Source organism: Xanthomonas campestris pv. badrii, from assembly GCF_012848175.1.
In the GTDB taxonomy this organism is placed as follows: domain Bacteria; phylum Pseudomonadota; class Gammaproteobacteria; order Xanthomonadales; family Xanthomonadaceae; genus Xanthomonas; species Xanthomonas campestris_C.
Window position 1 is genome coordinate 3,854,074 of the sequence record NZ_CP051651.1, and the last position, 16,439, is coordinate 3,870,512.

Genomic DNA, 16,439 nt, shown 5'->3' on the forward strand with positions numbered 1-16,439 from the left:
TTGTCGCGCCCTCACGGGCGCGTGGATTGAAACGCTTCAACGATCCCGACTACGCGCTGATCGTTGCGTCGCGCCCTCACGGGCGCGTGGATTGAAACTTCATCTCGGCCATGTTGACCACGCCCGAGAGCGGGTCGCGCCCTCACGGGCGCGTGGATTGAAACGGTCACTGGATGCCGTATCAGTATCGACACGACGTCGCGCCCTCACGGGCGCGTGGATTGAAACTACGTTTGGCAAACCAAAACGCTCAAGAATCAGGTCGCGCCCTCACGGGCGCGTGGATTGAAACCTGTTGCCGGCACGACGGGCACTACAATCACGCGCGTCGCGCCCTCACGGGCGCGTGGATTGAAACGCGGCTTTACCGATTGGGCGATCGGTGCTGCAGTGTCGCGCCCTCACGGGCGCGTGGATTGAAACATGCAAAAAGCCTAACCCTCTACAGTGTCATAGGTCGCGCCCTCACGGGCGCGTGGATTGAAACACTAGTACCAGCGTCTGCTTGGCGACGTAACGCGTCGCGCCCTCACGGGCGCGTGGATTGAAACTTACAATTGAACCGTAGAGTTTAGAAATTCATGGCGTCGCGCCCTCACGGGCGCGTGGATTGAAACGCGATTGAAGATTGATGCGTGCATGTTTCCCCCTGGTCGCGCCCTCACGGGCGCGTGGATTGAAACCGCTGGCCGCCTTCGTTCCAGTCGAGATATGCGAGTCGCGCCCTCACGGGCGCGTGGATTGAAACCGGTACTGGCGCCCGGAGTACAGGTGCACTTCCGTCGCGCCCTCACGGGCGCGTGGATTGAAACTGCTCCGCCGTTGGGAGCAAGACCTCCAGCGTCCGTCGCGCCCTCACGGGCGCGTGGATTGAAACAAATGTGGCGCTGATAGAGATCATTTCCCCACCTGTCGCGCCCTCACGGGCGCGTGGATTGAAACTTGTTCGTGGCCCTCCTGACGCAATGTGTAAATGCGTCGCGCCCTCACGGGCGCGTGGATTGAAACGAGTACGGCGCGATCGCGCAGAAGGCCAAGGACCGTCGCGCCCTCACGGGCGCGTGGATTGAAACTGGTACTCCGGTGTGCCGGGCTGCAGCCCGGCCGCAGGTCGCGCCCTCACGAGCGCGTGGATTGAAACATGTTCGAAATGACCGCCAGCCTGTTGATGCACGTCGCGCCCTCACGGGCGCGTGGATTGAAACGTGAGCGTATGTCTGTCGGAGACCTTCGAGCTTAAGTCGCGCCCTCACGGGCGCGTGGATTGAAACCGCAATGCCCAGGTGCTTGGCGATGCGATCAAAGCGCAGTCGCGCCCTCACGGGCGCGTGGATTGAAACGCTGCAGGTGGGCATGGCCCAAACCTTCGCGATGCGTCGCGCCCTCACGGGCGCGTGGATTGAAACCTTCGATCAGCTCGCGGTGTGCACAACCATTGCGTCGCGCCCTCACGGGCGCGTGGATTGAAACATGCGCTTGAAGAAGTTGACCGCCTTGTCGGTGGTCGCGCCCTCACGGGCGCGTGGATTGAAACATTTCGGCCGAACCGAACAGCATCCGAACGGCCGGTCGCGCCCTCACGGGCGCGTGGATTGAAACAGGCCGCAGGTGATTTCGGTTCGAAGCGAGTTTATCGTCGCGCCCTCACGGGCGCGTGGATTGAACCGCGCCATGCAGTTGCAGTGTGTGAATTCCGCCGGTCGCGCCCTCACGGGCGCGTGGATTGAAACGCCGAAGTCCGCACGAACCTGCGGGCCATGCCTGTCGCGCCCTCACGGGCGCGTGGATTGAAACTTGTAAAGCTATGACATGGGCGCACCCTCGCCGCCGTCGCGCCCTCACGGGCGCGTGGATTGAAACGCGCACCGGCCGATGACCAACGACCACCCGCCGGTGTCGCGCCCTCACGGGCGCGTGGATTGAAACCCGTTGAATGTCCAGCTGTCGCTGAAGCACCTGTGTCGCGCCCTCACGGGCGCGTGGATTGAAACGCGCCGCAACCACAAGTAACGAACTTCGTTGGCCTGTCGCGCCCTCACGGGCGCGTGGATTGAAACGATAGCTCAGGGTGTCGGCGCGAAGCGTCAAGCCAGTCGCGCCCACGGGCGCGTGGATTGAAACTGGGATTTCGACTTTACCCCGGTTTACCCGGCCGAGTCGCGCCCTCACGGGCGCGTGGATTGAAACCCGCGCACAGCTGCGGATCTGCTGCATCTCGTTCGTCGCGCCCTCACGGGCGCGTGGATTGAAACCCGGTCGACGGGTCGACTTCGGTCTTCGCCGGCGCGTCGCGCTCTCACGGGCGCGTGGATTGAAACACGCTCTGACAACTTAAATTTGGTATGCCGGGACCGTCGCGCCCTCATCGGCGCGTGGATTGAAACACTACAACGCAGAAATCTGCCAGTCCTGGCGATCGGTGACCGGTCGCGCCCTTACGGGCGCGTGGATTGAAACTGGCAATTCTCACCCTGCCCATCTTGCAAAGAGAGGTCACGCCCTCATGGGTTCGTGGATTGACACAGCATTCATCGGGACACAAATGGCGAAGGCTACTGCGGTCCTGCCCTCAGGGGCGCGTGGTTGAACCAACATGAACATGCTGCCTTAGTAGGCTGCTGAAATACTCTGGATGGACCTTGGCGAATGCACGAGATAACCCAACACGGAACTCCTGCGTGAAATCTGAGGCTACCAATGTTCGTCGGACCCTCAGAATTGGCGGAGAAGCTACTCATCTATGCAAGTCGGCAGGCCGAAATTAGTGTTTCAGCAGCCTGTTAAGTTTTCCCGATACGATCGTATCCTCAGGCACGCGAGTTGATTCTCAGCCAAGAGAAGTGATGCGCATGAATTTGGCTAGTTGTGCCAGTGTGGGCGCGCGGATAGAGATGGCACGCCTGGTTGCGACGCATGCAATCCTGGATACCTCTATTTGACGATGATGCTTTGCGGCGTACCTGCAGGCTTGCCGTCGACCATGACCTGCGCAGTGTAGGTGCCAGCCGGCCAGCCATCTGGCTTGCTGAAGCTGATGTTGGTGGTCTCTGCGCCCGTGGTGGTCAGCGTGGCGCTCTGCTCGCCGGCCACCTGCCCATCCTGATAGGTGAGCTTGGCCGAAACCGGCACATTGCTCGCACTGCCCTCGGTCTTGACCGACACGATGATGGTGTCCTTGCTGCCGACGCTGGCGGACGGCGTCACCGTCTTGTCCGCAGCGGCAACCGTGCCAACCGCAACGCTGGACACCGTGACGCCGGCGCCAGCCATTGCCGCATTGTCGGTGCTGGCAGCGCCAGTGGCGGTGCCTTGCGCGGCCTGATCGCTGGCCGGCGGTGTGGCCGCCGGGCCTGGCATGGCGTCGGTTGCCGCGCCGGAGGTCGGGTCCTTGGCGACATTGGAATCGTCGTTGGCTTCCTTGCGGCAACCCGACACGGCCAGGACGCCGGCCAAGGCGAGAACCAGGGTGCTGGAAACGGCTTTGGTACGCATGGATCGATCTCCGGATGTCCAATGGATCAAACGATTGAGTGAGATGCCGTGCATCGCCCTACGGTGTCGATGCACGTAGCGACGGTGAAGGGTGCCTAGGCCTTTGGCGGCAAGTGCAGCACCTGGCCCGGAAAAATCTTGTCCGGATCCTGCAGGGTGTCGCGGTTGGCTTCGAAGATGCGCGGCCACAGCGCGCCGTCGCCCAGATGACGCTTGGCAATCCTGGACAGGCTATCGCCTGCCTGTACGGTGACGGTTTCGCCCACCAGCTGCGCCGTGCTTTGCACGCTGGAGCGCACGTTGGAAAAATCCGCAGCGGGCGCCACATCGGCGGTGCTGTCGACCGAGGAAGTGACGTTGGAGAAATCGGCTTTCTTGTCGGCACTCATTGCTGCAGCCCTGTGCAGATGGTGCAGGCAGGGTGCGCGGGGCGCTGTTAAGCATGGATCGCGCCATCGTGAAGCCGGCGCGATCATGCGACTGCCGATTACTGGCGCAGATCGCGGAAGATCGACAGCGGCGCGGGCACGCCGGGCGAGCTGCGCAGCGGGTTGATGTCCAGCCCGCCACGGCGGGTGTAGCGCGCCTCGACCACCAGCCATTCGGGCGCACATCGCTGCATGACGTCGTTGAAGATGCGCTCCACGCACTGCTCGTGGAATTCGGCATGGTCGCGGAAACTCACCAGATACCGCAGCAGGCCTTCGCGGTCGATGGGCGCACCGCGATAACGCACGCTCACGCTGGCCCAATCCGGCTGGCCGGTGACCGGGCAGTTGGATTTGAGCAGTGCCGAGGTCAGCACTTCTTCCACCGCCGGCTGGGCGAGTGCATGCAGATACGCGGCGTTGGGCGGGCCGTAATCGTCGATGCTGACATCCAGCGCGTCTATGGACTCGCCCTCGCCCACCGCATCGATCGGCGGCAGACCGAATTCCACCACCACATCGGCGCCGGCCCGCGTGGACAGGTCGGTGGCGATGCGTGTGCGCACGGCTTCGGCGCTATTGAAGCGGGTGGCGTTGAGCGAATTCAGATACAGCTTGAGCGACTTGGATTCGATCAACGCAGGCGAGTCGCAGGGCACATGCAAGGTGGCGGTGGCCACGCAGGGTTTGCCCTGCGCATCGAGCCAGCTCAGCTCGTAGGCATGCCAGCGGTCACGCCCGATGAAGGGCAGCGCACCGGTCAGCCCGATCGCCTCGCGCCCGGCCGCACGCGGAATCGGAAACAGCAGCGACGGGTCGTAGCCACTGGGATAGGCGACCTCACGACCGAGGGTGGAATCTTCTGGGGTATTCATCCGGCCATTCTAGGCCGACCGGGCTGGCCGTGAGGTGTCTAGCGATGCGCCCACACGGAAGAAGGTTTTATCGGAACGTCAGACCTGCCCACCTGCCATTGAAGAGGAGATCCGCCCAGCCGCAGCGAATCCCCAATCCCGATTCCCGACTCCCGATTCCCGATTCACCCCCGCTGCAGATAATCCAGCGATACCTGCAACAACGCACGCAAGCCGACATCCAGCGAGGACTCGTCCAGCAGGAACTGTGGCGAGTGATTGCTGGGCGCGGCGGCCGGGTCGATGCCCTTGGCGGTGGAGCCGACGAAGAAGAACATCGACGGCACCTGCTGGGCGTAGAACGAGAAGTCTTCGGCGCCCATCTGCAACGGCGGCTCGTAGACGTTGTCCGCCCCCACCACCGCCTGCAGGCTGGGCAGCATCCTGGCCGTCAGGGCCGGGTCGTTGACCGTGGCCGGGTTGCCGTCCTGGTCGGGCACCTTCGCATCCACCTTGGCACCATGCGCGGCAGCGGTGTGCTCGGCCACGTTCTTCAGGTCGGCAAAGATCTGCTGGCGCATGCCTTCGTCGAAGGTGCGGATGGTGCCGACCATGTCCACATCGTCGGGGATGATGTTGTAGCGGATGCCGCCCTTGATCGCGCCGAAGCTCAGCACCGCCGGCTGCTTGGACAGGTTGGCGCGGCGGCTGATCACCGTCTGCGCAGTGGAGATCATGTCGGCGCTGGCCGCGATCGGGTCGATGCCGTTCCACGGCGCCGAGCCATGGGTCTGGCGGCCGATCATCTTGATCGCGAAGCGATCCGACGCGGCCATCAGCGGGCCGCTGCGCACCGCGATCTTGCCGGCCTGCACGCTGGAGAACACATGCAGGCCGAACACCGCCTGCGGGGTGAAGTCGGCGAACAGGCCTTCCTTCAACATCAGCGAGGCGCCGCCTTCCTCGTTGCCCGGCGCGCCCTCTTCGGAGGGTTGGAAGATCAGCATCACCTCGCCCGGCAGCTGCTCGCGCATGCCCACCAGCGCGTCGGCCACGCCGAGCAGGATGGCGGTGTGGGCGTCGTGGCCGCAGGCATGCATCACCCCGACCTGCTCGCCGCGGTACTCGGCCCTGGCCTTGGAGGCGAATGGCAAGCCGGTCTGCTCGGTCACCGGCAGCGCGTCCATGTCGGCGCGCAGGGCGATCTTCGGACCGGGCTTGCCACCCTTGATGATGGCCACCACGCCGTGATGGGCGATCCCGGTGCGCGGCGTGAGGCCGAGCTTGCGCAGCTGCGCGGCCACCGTGGCGGCGGTGCGCTCCTCGCGGTTGGACAGCTCCGGATGCTGGTGGAAGTCGCGGCGCCATTGCACCACCTTGGGCTGCAGCGTGGTGGCGACCGCGGCGACCTCGGGGCGCGGCGCGGTCTGCGCGGCGGCAAGCAGGGGCAGGGCGAGCAACAGCGCGCTGGACAGCAGGCAGGAGTGGCGCATCAACGATCCTCTGATAATGAACTATCTGCACTGTAGTCCACCTGCGCGATCAGATCGCGTCCATCGCGGTGTCTTCGTGCAGCGCGGACGTGAGTGCGTCGAGGCAGCGGCGGCATGGAAACAGCCGCCAGCCGCCTGGCTGGATGGGCGGTGTCGCTGCAGTGGCTGGCGCAGGCACCGCCTTCCCTCCGAACGCGACGGCTGGCCGGGGGAGCAGCGGTCATGATGCATGGCTGGCGTCGGCGGGCTTGTCCGCAGCATCCACTGCGACGGCGGTGGGGCCCGATTCAGCCCGGCAGTCAACCGTCCCGCCGCTGAGGCGTTGCCGCTGCACGCATCCGTGAACGGTGCGGTCGTTTCGCCCGGGGAGCCGTTACTTCAGTAACGCTCAATTGCCTGGTCGCAACGATATGCTTCGCACAGCCGCCCCACGGTCGCCCCCCAGCGCCCGGCCCGTCCTCAGGAGTTGTCGCATGTCGCGTTTTTGGAAGATCACACTGCTGGTCGTAGCGGTGCTCGTCGTGGTGTTCGTCGCAATGCGGATGATGGGTGGGGGCAGCCAGGGCAAGCGGGCCGGCGCGCCGGACCGCAACGGCACCGAACACAGAGGCCCGGTGCCGGTCACGGTCGTGGCCGCCACCACCCAGGATGTGCCGGTGTATGCCAGCGCGCTGGGCACGGTGACCGCGCTCAACACGGTGACGGTCAGCCCGCAGGTCGGCGGCCAGTTGATGAGCCTGAACTTCGAGGAAGGCCAGGAAGTGAAGAAGGGCGAGCTGCTGGCGCAGATCGACCCGCGCACGCTGCAGGCCAGCTACGACCAGGCGCTGGCCGCAAAGCGCCAGAACCAGGCGCTGCTGGCGACGGCGCGGGTGAACTACCAGCGCTCCAACGACCCGGCCTACAAGCAGTACGTCTCGCGCACCGATCTGGATACCCAGCGCAACCAGGTGGCGCAGTACGAGGCCGCGGTGGCCGCCAACGATGCGCAGATGCGCTCGGCGCAGGTGCAACTGCAGTTCACCCGGGTGACCGCGCCGATCGACGGCATTGCCGGCATCCGCGGTGTGGACGTGGGCAATATCGTCAGCACCACCTCCACCATCGTGACCCTGACCCAGATCCGCCCGATCTACGTGTCCTTCAACCTGCCCGAACGCGAGCTGCAGGCGGTGCGCAGCGGCCAGGCAGCAGCGCCGCTGGGCGTGGCCGCGCTGGACCGCGGCGATGCGCACGTGATCAGCGGCGACGGCAAGCTGGATGTCATCGACAACCGGATCGCCGCCGACAGCGGCACCTTCGGCGCACGTGCGATCTTCGACAATACCGACAACGCCTTGTGGCCGGGGCAGTTCGTCAACGTGCGGTTGCAACTGCGCACCATCGCCGGCGGCACCGTGGTGCCGACCCAGGCCGTGCAGCGCGGCCCGGACGGCGATTACGTCTACGTGGTGGGCAACGACAACACCGCACAGATGCGCACCGTGGTGCAGGGCGTGGAAGTGGACGACAGCCACGTGCAGGTGACCAAGGGCCTCAAGCCGGGCGAGCGCGTGGTTACCGAAGGCCAGTTCCGGCTCAAGCCGGGCAGCAAGGTCAGCGCACTCAAGCCGGGCGAGACCCCGCCCGAGCCCACCGAAGCCGAACTCAAGGCGGCGCAAGACAAGCAGAAGGGCGGCGGCGGTGGCCGTCGCGGCGGCGGCCCGCGCTAATGCCTGACCACTGGCGACGGAGTAACCCGTTGCCAGTGCGCGTCGGCGCCCAGCGCGCCGGCACCGATTGACGTCTTCAGCAAGGATTCCCCCCGTGGGCTTTTCGACCATCTTCATCCGCCGCCCCATCGCCACCTCGCTGTTGATGGCGGGCGTCCTGCTGCTGGGCATCCTGGGTTACCGGCAATTGCCGGTGTCGGCGCTGCCGGAAATCGATGCGCCCAGCCTGGTCGTGACCACCCAGTACCCTGGCGCCAACGCGACCACCATGGCCTCGCTGGTGACCACGCCGCTGGAGCGCCAGTTCGGGCAGATCTCCGGCTTGCAGATGATGACCTCCGACTCGTCGGCGGGCCTGTCCACGATCATCCTGCAGTTCTCGATGGACCGCGATATCGATATCGCCTCGCAGGACGTGCAGGCGGCCATCCGCCAGGCCACCCTGCCCTCGTCGCTGCCGTACCAGCCGGTCTACAACCGGGTCAATCCGGCCGATGCGGCCATCCTCACCCTCAAGCTCACCTCCGATTCGCTGCCGCTGCGCGAGGTCAACCGCTACGCCGATGCGATCCTGGCCCAGCGCCTGTCGCAGGTGCCGGGCGTGGGCCTGGTGTCGATCGCCGGCAACGTGCGCCCCGCGGTGCGCATCCAGGTCAACCCGGCGCAGCTGTCGAACATGGGCCTGACCATGGAATCGCTGCGCAGCGCGTTGACCCAGACCAACGTCAGCGCGCCCAAGGGGTCGCTCAACGGCAAGACCCAGTCCTACAGCATCGGCACCAACGACCAGCTCACCGATGCGGCGCAATACCGCGAGACCATCATCAGCTTCGCCAACGGCCGCCCGGTGCGGCTGGCCGATGTCGCCAAGGTGGTCGACGGGGTGGAAAACGACCAGCTCGCCGCCTGGGCCGACGGCAAGCCGGCGGTGCTGCTGGAAATCCGCCGCCAGCCCGGCGCCAACATCGTGCAGACGGTGGAGCAGATCCGCAGCATCCTGCCGCAGCTGCAGGCGGTGCTGCCGGCCGACGTGCATCTGGAGGTGTTCTCCGACCGCACCGAAACCATCCGCGCCTCGGTGCACGAGGTGAAGTTCACCCTGGTGCTGACCATCGGCCTGGTCGTGGCGGTGATCTTCGTGTTCCTGCGCCGGCTGTGGGCCACGATCATTCCTTCGGTGGCGGTGCCGTTGTCGCTGGCCGGCACCTTCGGGGTGATGGCGTTCGCGGGCATGTCGCTGGATAACCTCTCCTTGATGGCGCTGGTGGTGGCGACCGGATTCGTGGTCGACGATGCGATCGTGATGATCGAAAACATCGTGCGCTACATCGAACAGGGCAAGAGTGGGCCGGAAGCGGCCGAGATCGGCGCCAAGCAGATCGGCTTCACCGTGCTGTCGCTGACCGTGTCGCTGGTGGCGGTGTTCCTGCCGCTGCTGCTGATGCCGGGCGTCACCGGGCGGCTATTCCACGAGTTTGCGTGGGTGCTGTCGATTGCGGTGGTGATCTCGATGCTGGTGTCGCTGACGCTGACACCGATGATGTGCGCCTACCTGCTCAAGCCCGATGCCTTGCCCGAAGGCGAGGACGCGCACGAGCGCGCAGCGGCCGCCGGCAAGACCAACCTGTGGACGCGGACCGTGGGCGCGTACGAGCGCAGCCTGGACTGGGTGCTTGCCCACCAACCGCTGACCCTGGCGGTGGCCATCGGTGCGGTGGCGTTGACGGTGCTGCTGTATGTGGCGATCCCCAAGGGCCTGCTGCCCGAACAGGACACCGGCCTGATCACCGGCGTGGTACAGGCCGACCAGAACGTGGCCTTCCCGCAGATGGAGCAGCGCACCCAGGCGGTGGCCGCAGCGCTGCGGAAAGACCCCGCAGTGACCGGCGTGGCCGCCTTCATCGGTGCCGGCACCATGAATCCGACCATCAACCAGGGCCAGCTGTCGATCGTGCTGAAGACGCGCGGCGACCGCGATGGTCTGGACCAGGTGCTGCCGCGCCTGCAAAACGCAGTGGCCGGCATCCCGGGCGTGGCGCTGTTCCTCAAGCCGGTGCAGGACGTCACCCTGGATACCCGCGTGGCCGCCACCGAATACCAGTATTCGATCTCGGATGTGGACAGCACCGAGCTGGCCACCTGGGCCGGGCGCATGACCGAGGCGATGCGCAAGCTGCCCGAGCTGGCCGATGTGGACAACAACCTGGCCAACCAGGGACGTGCGCTGGAACTGAGCATCGACCGCGACAAGGCCAGCATGCTGGGCGTGCCGATGCAGACCATCGACGACACGCTGTACGACGCCTTCGGCCAGCGCCAGATCTCCACCATCTTCACCGAGCTCAATCAGTATCGGGTGGTGCTGGAAGTGGCGCCGGAATTCCGCAGCAGCACCGCGCTGATGAATCAGCTGGCGGTGGCCAGCAACGGCAGCGGCGCGCTGACCGGCACCAATGCCACCAGCTTTGGCCAGGTGACCTCGTCCAACTCGTCCACCGCCACCGGCGTGGGCGCGCAGAACACCGGCATCGTGGTCGGCGCCGGCAGCATCATTCCGCTGGCCTCGCTAGCCGAGGCCAAGGTCACCAACACGCCACTGGTGGTGAGCCACCAGCAGCAGCTGCCGGCGGTGACCATCTCGTTCAACCTGGCGCCGGGGCACTCGTTGTCGCAGGCGGTGGCGGCGATCGAAAAAGCGCGCGAAGATCTCAAGATGCCGACCCAGGTGCATGCGCAATTCGTCGGCAAGGCCGCCGAATTCACCGGCAGCCAGACCGATATCGTGTGGTTGCTGCTGGCCTCGATCGTGGTGATCTACATCGTGCTGGGCGTGCTGTACGAAAGCTACATCCACCCGCTGACGATCATCTCCACACTGCCGCCGGCCGGCGTTGGCGCGTTGCTGGCGCTGATGCTATGCGGGCTGAGCCTGTCGGTGGACGGCATCGTCGGCATCGTGCTGCTGATCGGCATCGTCAAGAAGAACGCGATCATGATGATCGACTTCGCCATCGACGCCCGCCGCGAAGGCGCCAATGCGCACGATGCGATCCGCCGCGCCTGCCTGCTGCGCTTCCGCCCGATCATGATGACCACCGCCGCCGCCATGCTGGGCGCGCTGCCGCTGGCATTGGGCACCGGCATCGGCTCGGAATTGCGGCGCCCGCTCGGCATCGCGATCGTGGGTGGCCTGCTGCTGTCGCAGCTGGTCACGCTGTACACCACCCCGGTGATCTACCTGTACATGGAACGCGCCGGCGAGCGCCTGCGCGCCTGGCGCGCGCAGCGTGCGGCGGCGGCGCATCGGCACCTGGAGGGGCGGGTATGAATCTGTGCGCCGCTGTCGGGACCCGGGACCGGGGACCGGGGACCCGGGGTGAAGCCAGGAGCGCACGCAATGCCTGCGGCGCAGCGATCGGCCCTGACATGTGGCGCGCGTTCCGTTCGCCATGGCAGCCGCTCCCGCTTTCCCGGGTCCCCGGTCCCCGGTCCCCGGTCCCGGAATTTCCCCGATGAACATCTCCGCGCCCTTCATCAAGCGCCCGATCGGCACCTCGCTGCTGGCGATCGGTTTGTTCGTGATCGGAGTGATGTGCTACCTGCGGCTGGGCGTGGCGGCGTTGCCGAACATCCAGATCCCGGTGATCTTCGTGCACGCCACGCAGTCCGGTGCCGATGCCAGCACCATGGCCTCCACCGTCACCGCACCGCTGGAACGCCACCTGGGCCAGTTGCCCGGGATCGACCGCATGCGCTCGTCCAGTTCGGAGAGCAGCAGCATGGTGTTCATGGTGTTCCAGAGCAACCGCGACATCGATTCGGCCGCACAGGACGTGCAGACCGCCATCAATGCATCGCAGTCGGACCTGCCCTCGGGCCTGGGCACGCCGATGTACCAGAAGGCCAATCCGAACGACGACCCGGTCATCGCCATCGCGTTGACCTCGGACACCCAATCGGCCGACGAGTTGTACAACGTGGCCGACTCGCTGCTGGCGCAGCGGCTGCGCCAGATCACCGGCATCAGCTCGGTGGACATCGCCGGTGCCTCCACGCCGGCAGTGCGCGTGGACGTGGACCTGCGCGCGCTCAACGCGCTGGGCCTGACCCCGGACGATCTGCGCAATGCAGTGCGCGCGGCCAACGTCACCTCGCCGACCGGCTTCCTGTCCGACGGCAACACCACCATGGCCATCATCGCCAACGACTCGGTGGCCAAGGCCGCCGATTTCGCGCAACTGGCGATCTCCACCCAGTCCAACGGGCGCATCGTGCGGCTGGGCGATGTGGCCACCGTCTACGACGGCCAGCAGGACGCCTATCAAGCTGCCTGGTTCAACGGCAAACCGGCGGTGGTGATGTATGCCTTCACCCGCGCCGGCGCCAACATCGTGGAAACCGTCGACCAGGTGAAGGCGCAGATTCCCGAACTGCGCAGCTATCTGCAGCCCGGCACCACGCTCACGCCCTACTTCGACCGCACGCCCACCATCCGCGCCTCGCTGCACGAGGTGCAGGCCACGCTGATGATCAGCCTGGCGATGGTGGTGCTGACCATGGCGCTGTTCTTGCGCCGGCTGGCGCCCACGCTCATTGCCGCCGTCACCGTGCCGCTGTCGCTGGCCGGCTCGGCGCTGGTGATGTACGTGCTGGGCTTCACCTTGAACAACCTCAGCCTGCTGGCGTTGGTCATTGCGATCGGGTTCGTGGTCGACGACGCGATCGTGGTGATCGAAAACGTCATGCGGCACCTGGACGAAGGCATGCCGCGCCTGGAGGCCGCACTGACCGGTGCGCGCGAGATCGGCTTCACCATCGTCTCGATCACTGCCTCGCTGGTGGCAGTGTTCATTCCGATGCTGTTTGCCAGCGGCATGATCGGCGCGTTCTTCCGCGAGTTCACCGTGACCCTGGTAGCGGCGATCGTGGTATCGATGCTGGTGTCGCTGACCTTGACCCCGGCGCTATGCAGCCGCTTCCTGTCTGCGCATACCGAGCCGGAAAAACCCGGCCGCTTCGGTGCCTGGCTGGACCGGATGCACGAGCGCATGCTGCGCGTGTACACGGTAGCGCTGGATTTTTCGCTGCGTCACGCGCTGCTGCTGTCGCTGACGCCGCTGATGCTGATCGCCGCCACCATCTTCCTGGGCGGTGCGGTCAAGAAGGGCTCGTTCCCGCCACAGGACACCGGCCTGATCTGGGGCCGCGCCAACTCCAGCGCCACGGTGTCGTTCGCCGACATGGTCAGCCGCCAGCGCCGCATCACCGACATGCTGATGGCCGACCCGGCGGTGAAGACCGTGGGTGCGCGGTTGGGCTCCGGCCGCCAGGGGTCGAGCGCCTCGTTCAATATCGAGCTGAAAAAACGCAGTGAGGGCCGCCGCGATACCACCGCGCAGGTGGTCGCACGCCTGAGCGCCAAGGCCGACCGCTACCCGGATCTGGACCTGCGCCTGCGCGCCATCCAGGACCTGCCCAGCGATGGCGGTGGCGGCACCAGCCAGGGCGCGCAGTACCGCGTGTCGCTGCAGGGCAACGACCTGGCGCAGCTGCAGGAATGGCTGCCCAAGCTGCAGGCCGCGCTGAAGAAGAATCCGCGCCTGCGTGATGTGGGCACCGATGTGGATACCGCCGGCCTGCGCCAGAACATCGTGATCGACCGTGCCAAGGCCGCACGCCTGGGCATCTCGGTCGGCGCGATCGACGGCGCGCTGTATGGCGCGTTCGGTCAGCGCTCCATCTCCACCATCTATTCCGACCTCAACCAGTACAGCGTGGTGGTCAATGCGCTGCCGTCGCAGACCGCCACCCCCAAGGCACTGGACCAGATCTTCGTGCCCAACCGGGCCGGCCAGATGGTGCCGATCACCGCAGTGGCCACCCAGGCCCCCGGCCTGGCGCCGCCGCAGATCATCCACGAGAACCAGTACACCACGATGGACCTGAGCTACAACCTCGCCCCGGGCGTGAGCACGGGCGAGGCGGACCTGATCATCAAGTCCACCGTGGACGGCTTGCGCATGCCAGACGGCATCCGCCTCAGCGGCGACGACAGCTTCAACGTGCAGCTCAGCCCCAACTCGATGGGCATCCTGTTGCTGGCGGCGGTGCTCACCGTCTATATCGTGCTGGGCATGCTCTACGAGAGCCTGATCCACCCGGTGACCATCCTGTCCACCTTGCCAGCCGCCGGTGTCGGCGCGCTGCTGGCGTTGTTCATCACCAATACCGAGCTGTCGGTGATCTCGATGATCGCGCTGGTGCTGCTGATCGGCATCGTCAAGAAGAACGCCATCATGATGATCGACTTCGCGCTGGTGGCGCAGCGCGTGCACGGCATGGATGCGCGCGCGGCCGCACGCGAGGCCTCGATCGTGCGCTTCCGCCCGATCATGATGACCACCATGGTGGCGATCCTGGCAGCGGTGCCGCTGGCGGTAGGCCTGGGCGAAGGCTCGGAACTGCGTCGCCCGCTGGGCATCGCCATGATCGGCGGCCTGGTGTTCTCGCAGAGCCTGACCCTGCTCAGCACCCCGGCGCTGTATGTGATCTTCTCGTGCCTGAGCGAACGCTGGAAGGCGCGTCGCGCCCGCAAGCGTGCGCAGCGGGCCGAACGTGCTGCAGCGCGGCGTCCGGCGGCGCAGGCGCACTGAGCCGCGGCAACGGCCCAGTCGCACAGCCTGGCCGGTGCGGCCTTCGGTGTGCCTCACTCCGTGCAGGCCGCACGCGCGTGCCGTTTTGATGACCAGCCCCCCGCGATGCATCATCGGCAAGCGAGCGCACGCGTGGTGCAGGCCCCACGTCCGACGTAGCCGGTCGCCGTCAGATCACGGCGGTTGTCCCTGGCCATTGAAGCGATCGCGACGACTGCAGGTGGCTGCGCCCGGAGGTCGGCTGCGATGGGTGAGATGCATGTCCGTCCGACACTCCCCGCAGCGCCGCCGACCTGCGCCCGGATCCGGTGGCAGAAGCAGCGGCGCACCCGGCTGAACCGGGTGGCGACTGCGCTGCGACGGTGCGCGTTACGTCAGCAAGCCCTGCAGGGAGTCGCGCTCCAGCTGCGCATACAGCGCGAATTCGTCATGCACCTGCGCACCCAGCGCCTGCTCGAAGCTGCGCTGGCTCGACTGCGCGGCGTAAGCACGTTGTTCTGCGCCACCGAGATTCGACTGGAAGATGCCGGCCGCGCTGACCGGCAAAAAATCTTCGTAGACGATCGGGTCGGCACTGACCAGGCCGAGCGCGATGGCGGTTTCGGCCGGCATGGCAGCCACCTGCGCCGGATCGGCGCGGCCGGCCTCGGTGAGCGCATAGCGGAAATAGCCCAGGCCTTCCTGACGCAGCAATGCCTCGTCATCGGGGAAGGCCACGAAGGCAGTCTGCAGGCGCGTGGCGTAATCGGTCCCCGTGCTGCCGGCGCCGTCGGCATCGCGTGCCTGCGCCAGCAACGCGTCGTACAGCGCGCGGCCCTTGGGGGTCAGCGCAAGCCCGCGCTGTTCGATCTCGCCAAAGCGCGCGGTATGCGTGCCGTGCTCCGGCTGCCCGCCATCGCCGACGAACCGCACCGGTTCTTCCAGTGCCTTGAAACTGGTCTGGCGCAGCAGGATCGGCACCCGCCGCCGCGGCGGCCCTTCGATCACCGCCTTGGCATCGATGCCGGCCTGCTGCATCTGCGCCTGCGCCGCATCGATATCCAGCGTACGCGGGGTCAGGTGGTTGATGTGCGGGCCGTGGAAACTCACCACATCGGCGATCAACTTGTGCGCATCGCTCAATGCGCGGTAGGTCGGCAACGACACCGTCGCATCGCCGTGCCAGCGGAAGGTTTCCAGCGCCTCGGCCACGAACTGCTGCGCCTGGGCCACATCCAGCCCGCCTGCGCGTTCGCACTGCTCGATCAACTGCAATGCGCCGGCGGTGAAGATCTGCCGCTGCTGCAGGATCTGCGCAGCCTGTTGGCGCAGCGCGGCATCTTCGATCAGCTCCAGCCGCAGCAGCGAGGTGAACACGCGGAACGGATTGGCCGCCAGCGCAGCCTCGTCGATCGGCCGGAATGCCGTGGAGTGCACCGGCACGCCGGCCACCGACAGGTCGTAATAGCCCACCGGATGCATGCCCATCACCGCAAACAACCGCCGCAAGGTCGCCAGTTCGTCCGCGGTGCCGACCCGGATCGCGCCATGCCGCTCCAGATCCAGCCGCGCGCGCTCGTCGTTGCGCTGCAGCCGCTGCGCCAGCGCCGGATCGGCCTGCAGCGCCTGCGCATTGACCTGCGCCACCAGCGCCATCAGGTTGCCGTACAACGGCACCTCGGCGCGGTACATGTCCGACATCGCCTGCGCGAACAGGCTGCGGATGTGATCGGGAGAGACAAACACGGGATCGCGCATGGACGGGTCTTGGCAGGAGCCGGCTGGTGCCGGCGTGACCTGCATTCTCGCCGACCGCGCCCTGCGGCGA

Annotated in this window: 8 protein-coding genes and 1 CRISPR repeat array (1 of these 9 running past the window's edge); of the genes, 3 read left to right on the plus strand and 5 right to left on the minus strand. The window is 66.2% G+C overall.

Annotation, left to right across the window (positions count from 1 at the left end; genetic code table 11):
* A CRISPR array of direct repeats spans window positions 1-2,523; the repeat unit is 31 nt; unit sequence GTCGCGCCCTCACGGGCGCGTGGATTGAAAC (it extends 909 nt beyond the left edge of the window).
* A 408-nt stretch (window positions 2,524-2,931) separates the two neighbouring features.
* From HG421_RS16350 to HG421_RS16365, 4 genes are all read right to left on the minus strand, one after another.
* Window positions 2,932-3,492 (minus strand): hypothetical protein, encoded by a 561-nt coding sequence (locus HG421_RS16350; RefSeq protein WP_169707282.1) that lies wholly within the window; start codon window positions 3,490-3,492, stop codon window positions 2,932-2,934.
* A 95-nt stretch (window positions 3,493-3,587) separates the two neighbouring features.
* Window positions 3,588-3,881 (minus strand): LysM peptidoglycan-binding domain-containing protein, encoded by a 294-nt coding sequence (locus HG421_RS16355; RefSeq protein ID WP_169707283.1) that lies wholly within the window; start codon window positions 3,879-3,881, stop codon window positions 3,588-3,590.
* Window positions 3,882-3,979: 98 nt separating this feature from the next.
* On the minus strand, window positions 3,980-4,795 hold the full coding sequence (gene queF / locus HG421_RS16360; protein ID WP_169707284.1) for an NADPH-dependent 7-cyano-7-deazaguanine reductase QueF: 816 nt from the start codon (window positions 4,793-4,795) through the stop codon (window positions 3,980-3,982).
* A gap of 164 nt (window positions 4,796-4,959) precedes the next feature.
* The gene (locus HG421_RS16365) at window positions 4,960-6,267 is read right to left on the minus strand and encodes a M20 family metallopeptidase (protein ID WP_169707285.1); all 1,308 of its coding nucleotides are present in this window, start codon (window positions 6,265-6,267) and stop codon (window positions 4,960-4,962) included.
* A 473-nt stretch (window positions 6,268-6,740) separates the two neighbouring features.
* Here HG421_RS16365 and HG421_RS16370 point away from each other — a divergent pair, with 473 nt between their 5' ends.
* The 3 genes from HG421_RS16370 to HG421_RS16380 all read left to right on the plus strand — a co-directional run bounded on the left by HG421_RS16370 (window position 6,741) and on the right by HG421_RS16380 (window position 14,632).
* Window positions 6,741-7,979 carry an efflux RND transporter periplasmic adaptor subunit gene (locus HG421_RS16370; RefSeq protein ID WP_169707286.1) on the plus strand — a complete coding sequence of 413 codons (1,239 nt, stop codon included), beginning with the start codon at window positions 6,741-6,743 and terminating at the stop codon, window positions 7,977-7,979.
* A gap of 94 nt (window positions 7,980-8,073) precedes the next feature.
* Window positions 8,074-11,307, plus strand: a complete 3,234-nt coding sequence (locus HG421_RS16375) for an efflux RND transporter permease subunit (protein ID WP_169707287.1) — start codon at window positions 8,074-8,076, stop codon at window positions 11,305-11,307.
* Between the two features lie 184 nt (window positions 11,308-11,491).
* On the plus strand, window positions 11,492-14,632 hold the full coding sequence (locus tag HG421_RS16380) for an efflux RND transporter permease subunit (RefSeq protein WP_169707288.1): 3,141 nt from the start codon (window positions 11,492-11,494) through the stop codon (window positions 14,630-14,632).
* Window positions 14,633-15,001: 369 nt separating this feature from the next.
* Here HG421_RS16380 and hglS read toward each other — a convergent pair whose 3' ends face one another.
* Window positions 15,002-16,369, minus strand: coding sequence for a 2-oxoadipate dioxygenase/decarboxylase HglS (gene hglS / locus HG421_RS16385; protein ID WP_169707289.1), 1,368 nt, complete (start codon window positions 16,367-16,369; stop codon window positions 15,002-15,004).
* Between the last annotated feature and the right edge of the window lie 70 nt (window positions 16,370-16,439).

Coding starts and splice junctions, on each gene's coding strand:
- HG421_RS16350 (WP_169707282.1), bottom strand. CDS start 3,492: ATGCGTACCAAAGCCGTTTCCAGCACCCTGGTTCTCGCCTTGGCCGGC.
- HG421_RS16355 (WP_169707283.1), bottom strand. CDS start 3,881: ATGAGTGCCGACAAGAAAGCCGATTTCTCCAACGTCACTTCCTCGGTC.
- queF (WP_169707284.1), bottom strand. CDS start 4,795: ATGAATACCCCAGAAGATTCCACCCTCGGTCGTGAGGTCGCCTATCCC.
- HG421_RS16365 (WP_169707285.1), bottom strand. CDS start 6,267: ATGCGCCACTCCTGCCTGCTGTCCAGCGCGCTGTTGCTCGCCCTGCCC.
- HG421_RS16370 (WP_169707286.1), top strand. CDS start 6,741: ATGTCGCGTTTTTGGAAGATCACACTGCTGGTCGTAGCGGTGCTCGTC.
- HG421_RS16380 (WP_169707288.1), top strand. CDS start 11,492: ATGAACATCTCCGCGCCCTTCATCAAGCGCCCGATCGGCACCTCGCTG.
- hglS (WP_169707289.1), bottom strand. CDS start 16,369: ATGCGCGATCCCGTGTTTGTCTCTCCCGATCACATCCGCAGCCTGTTC.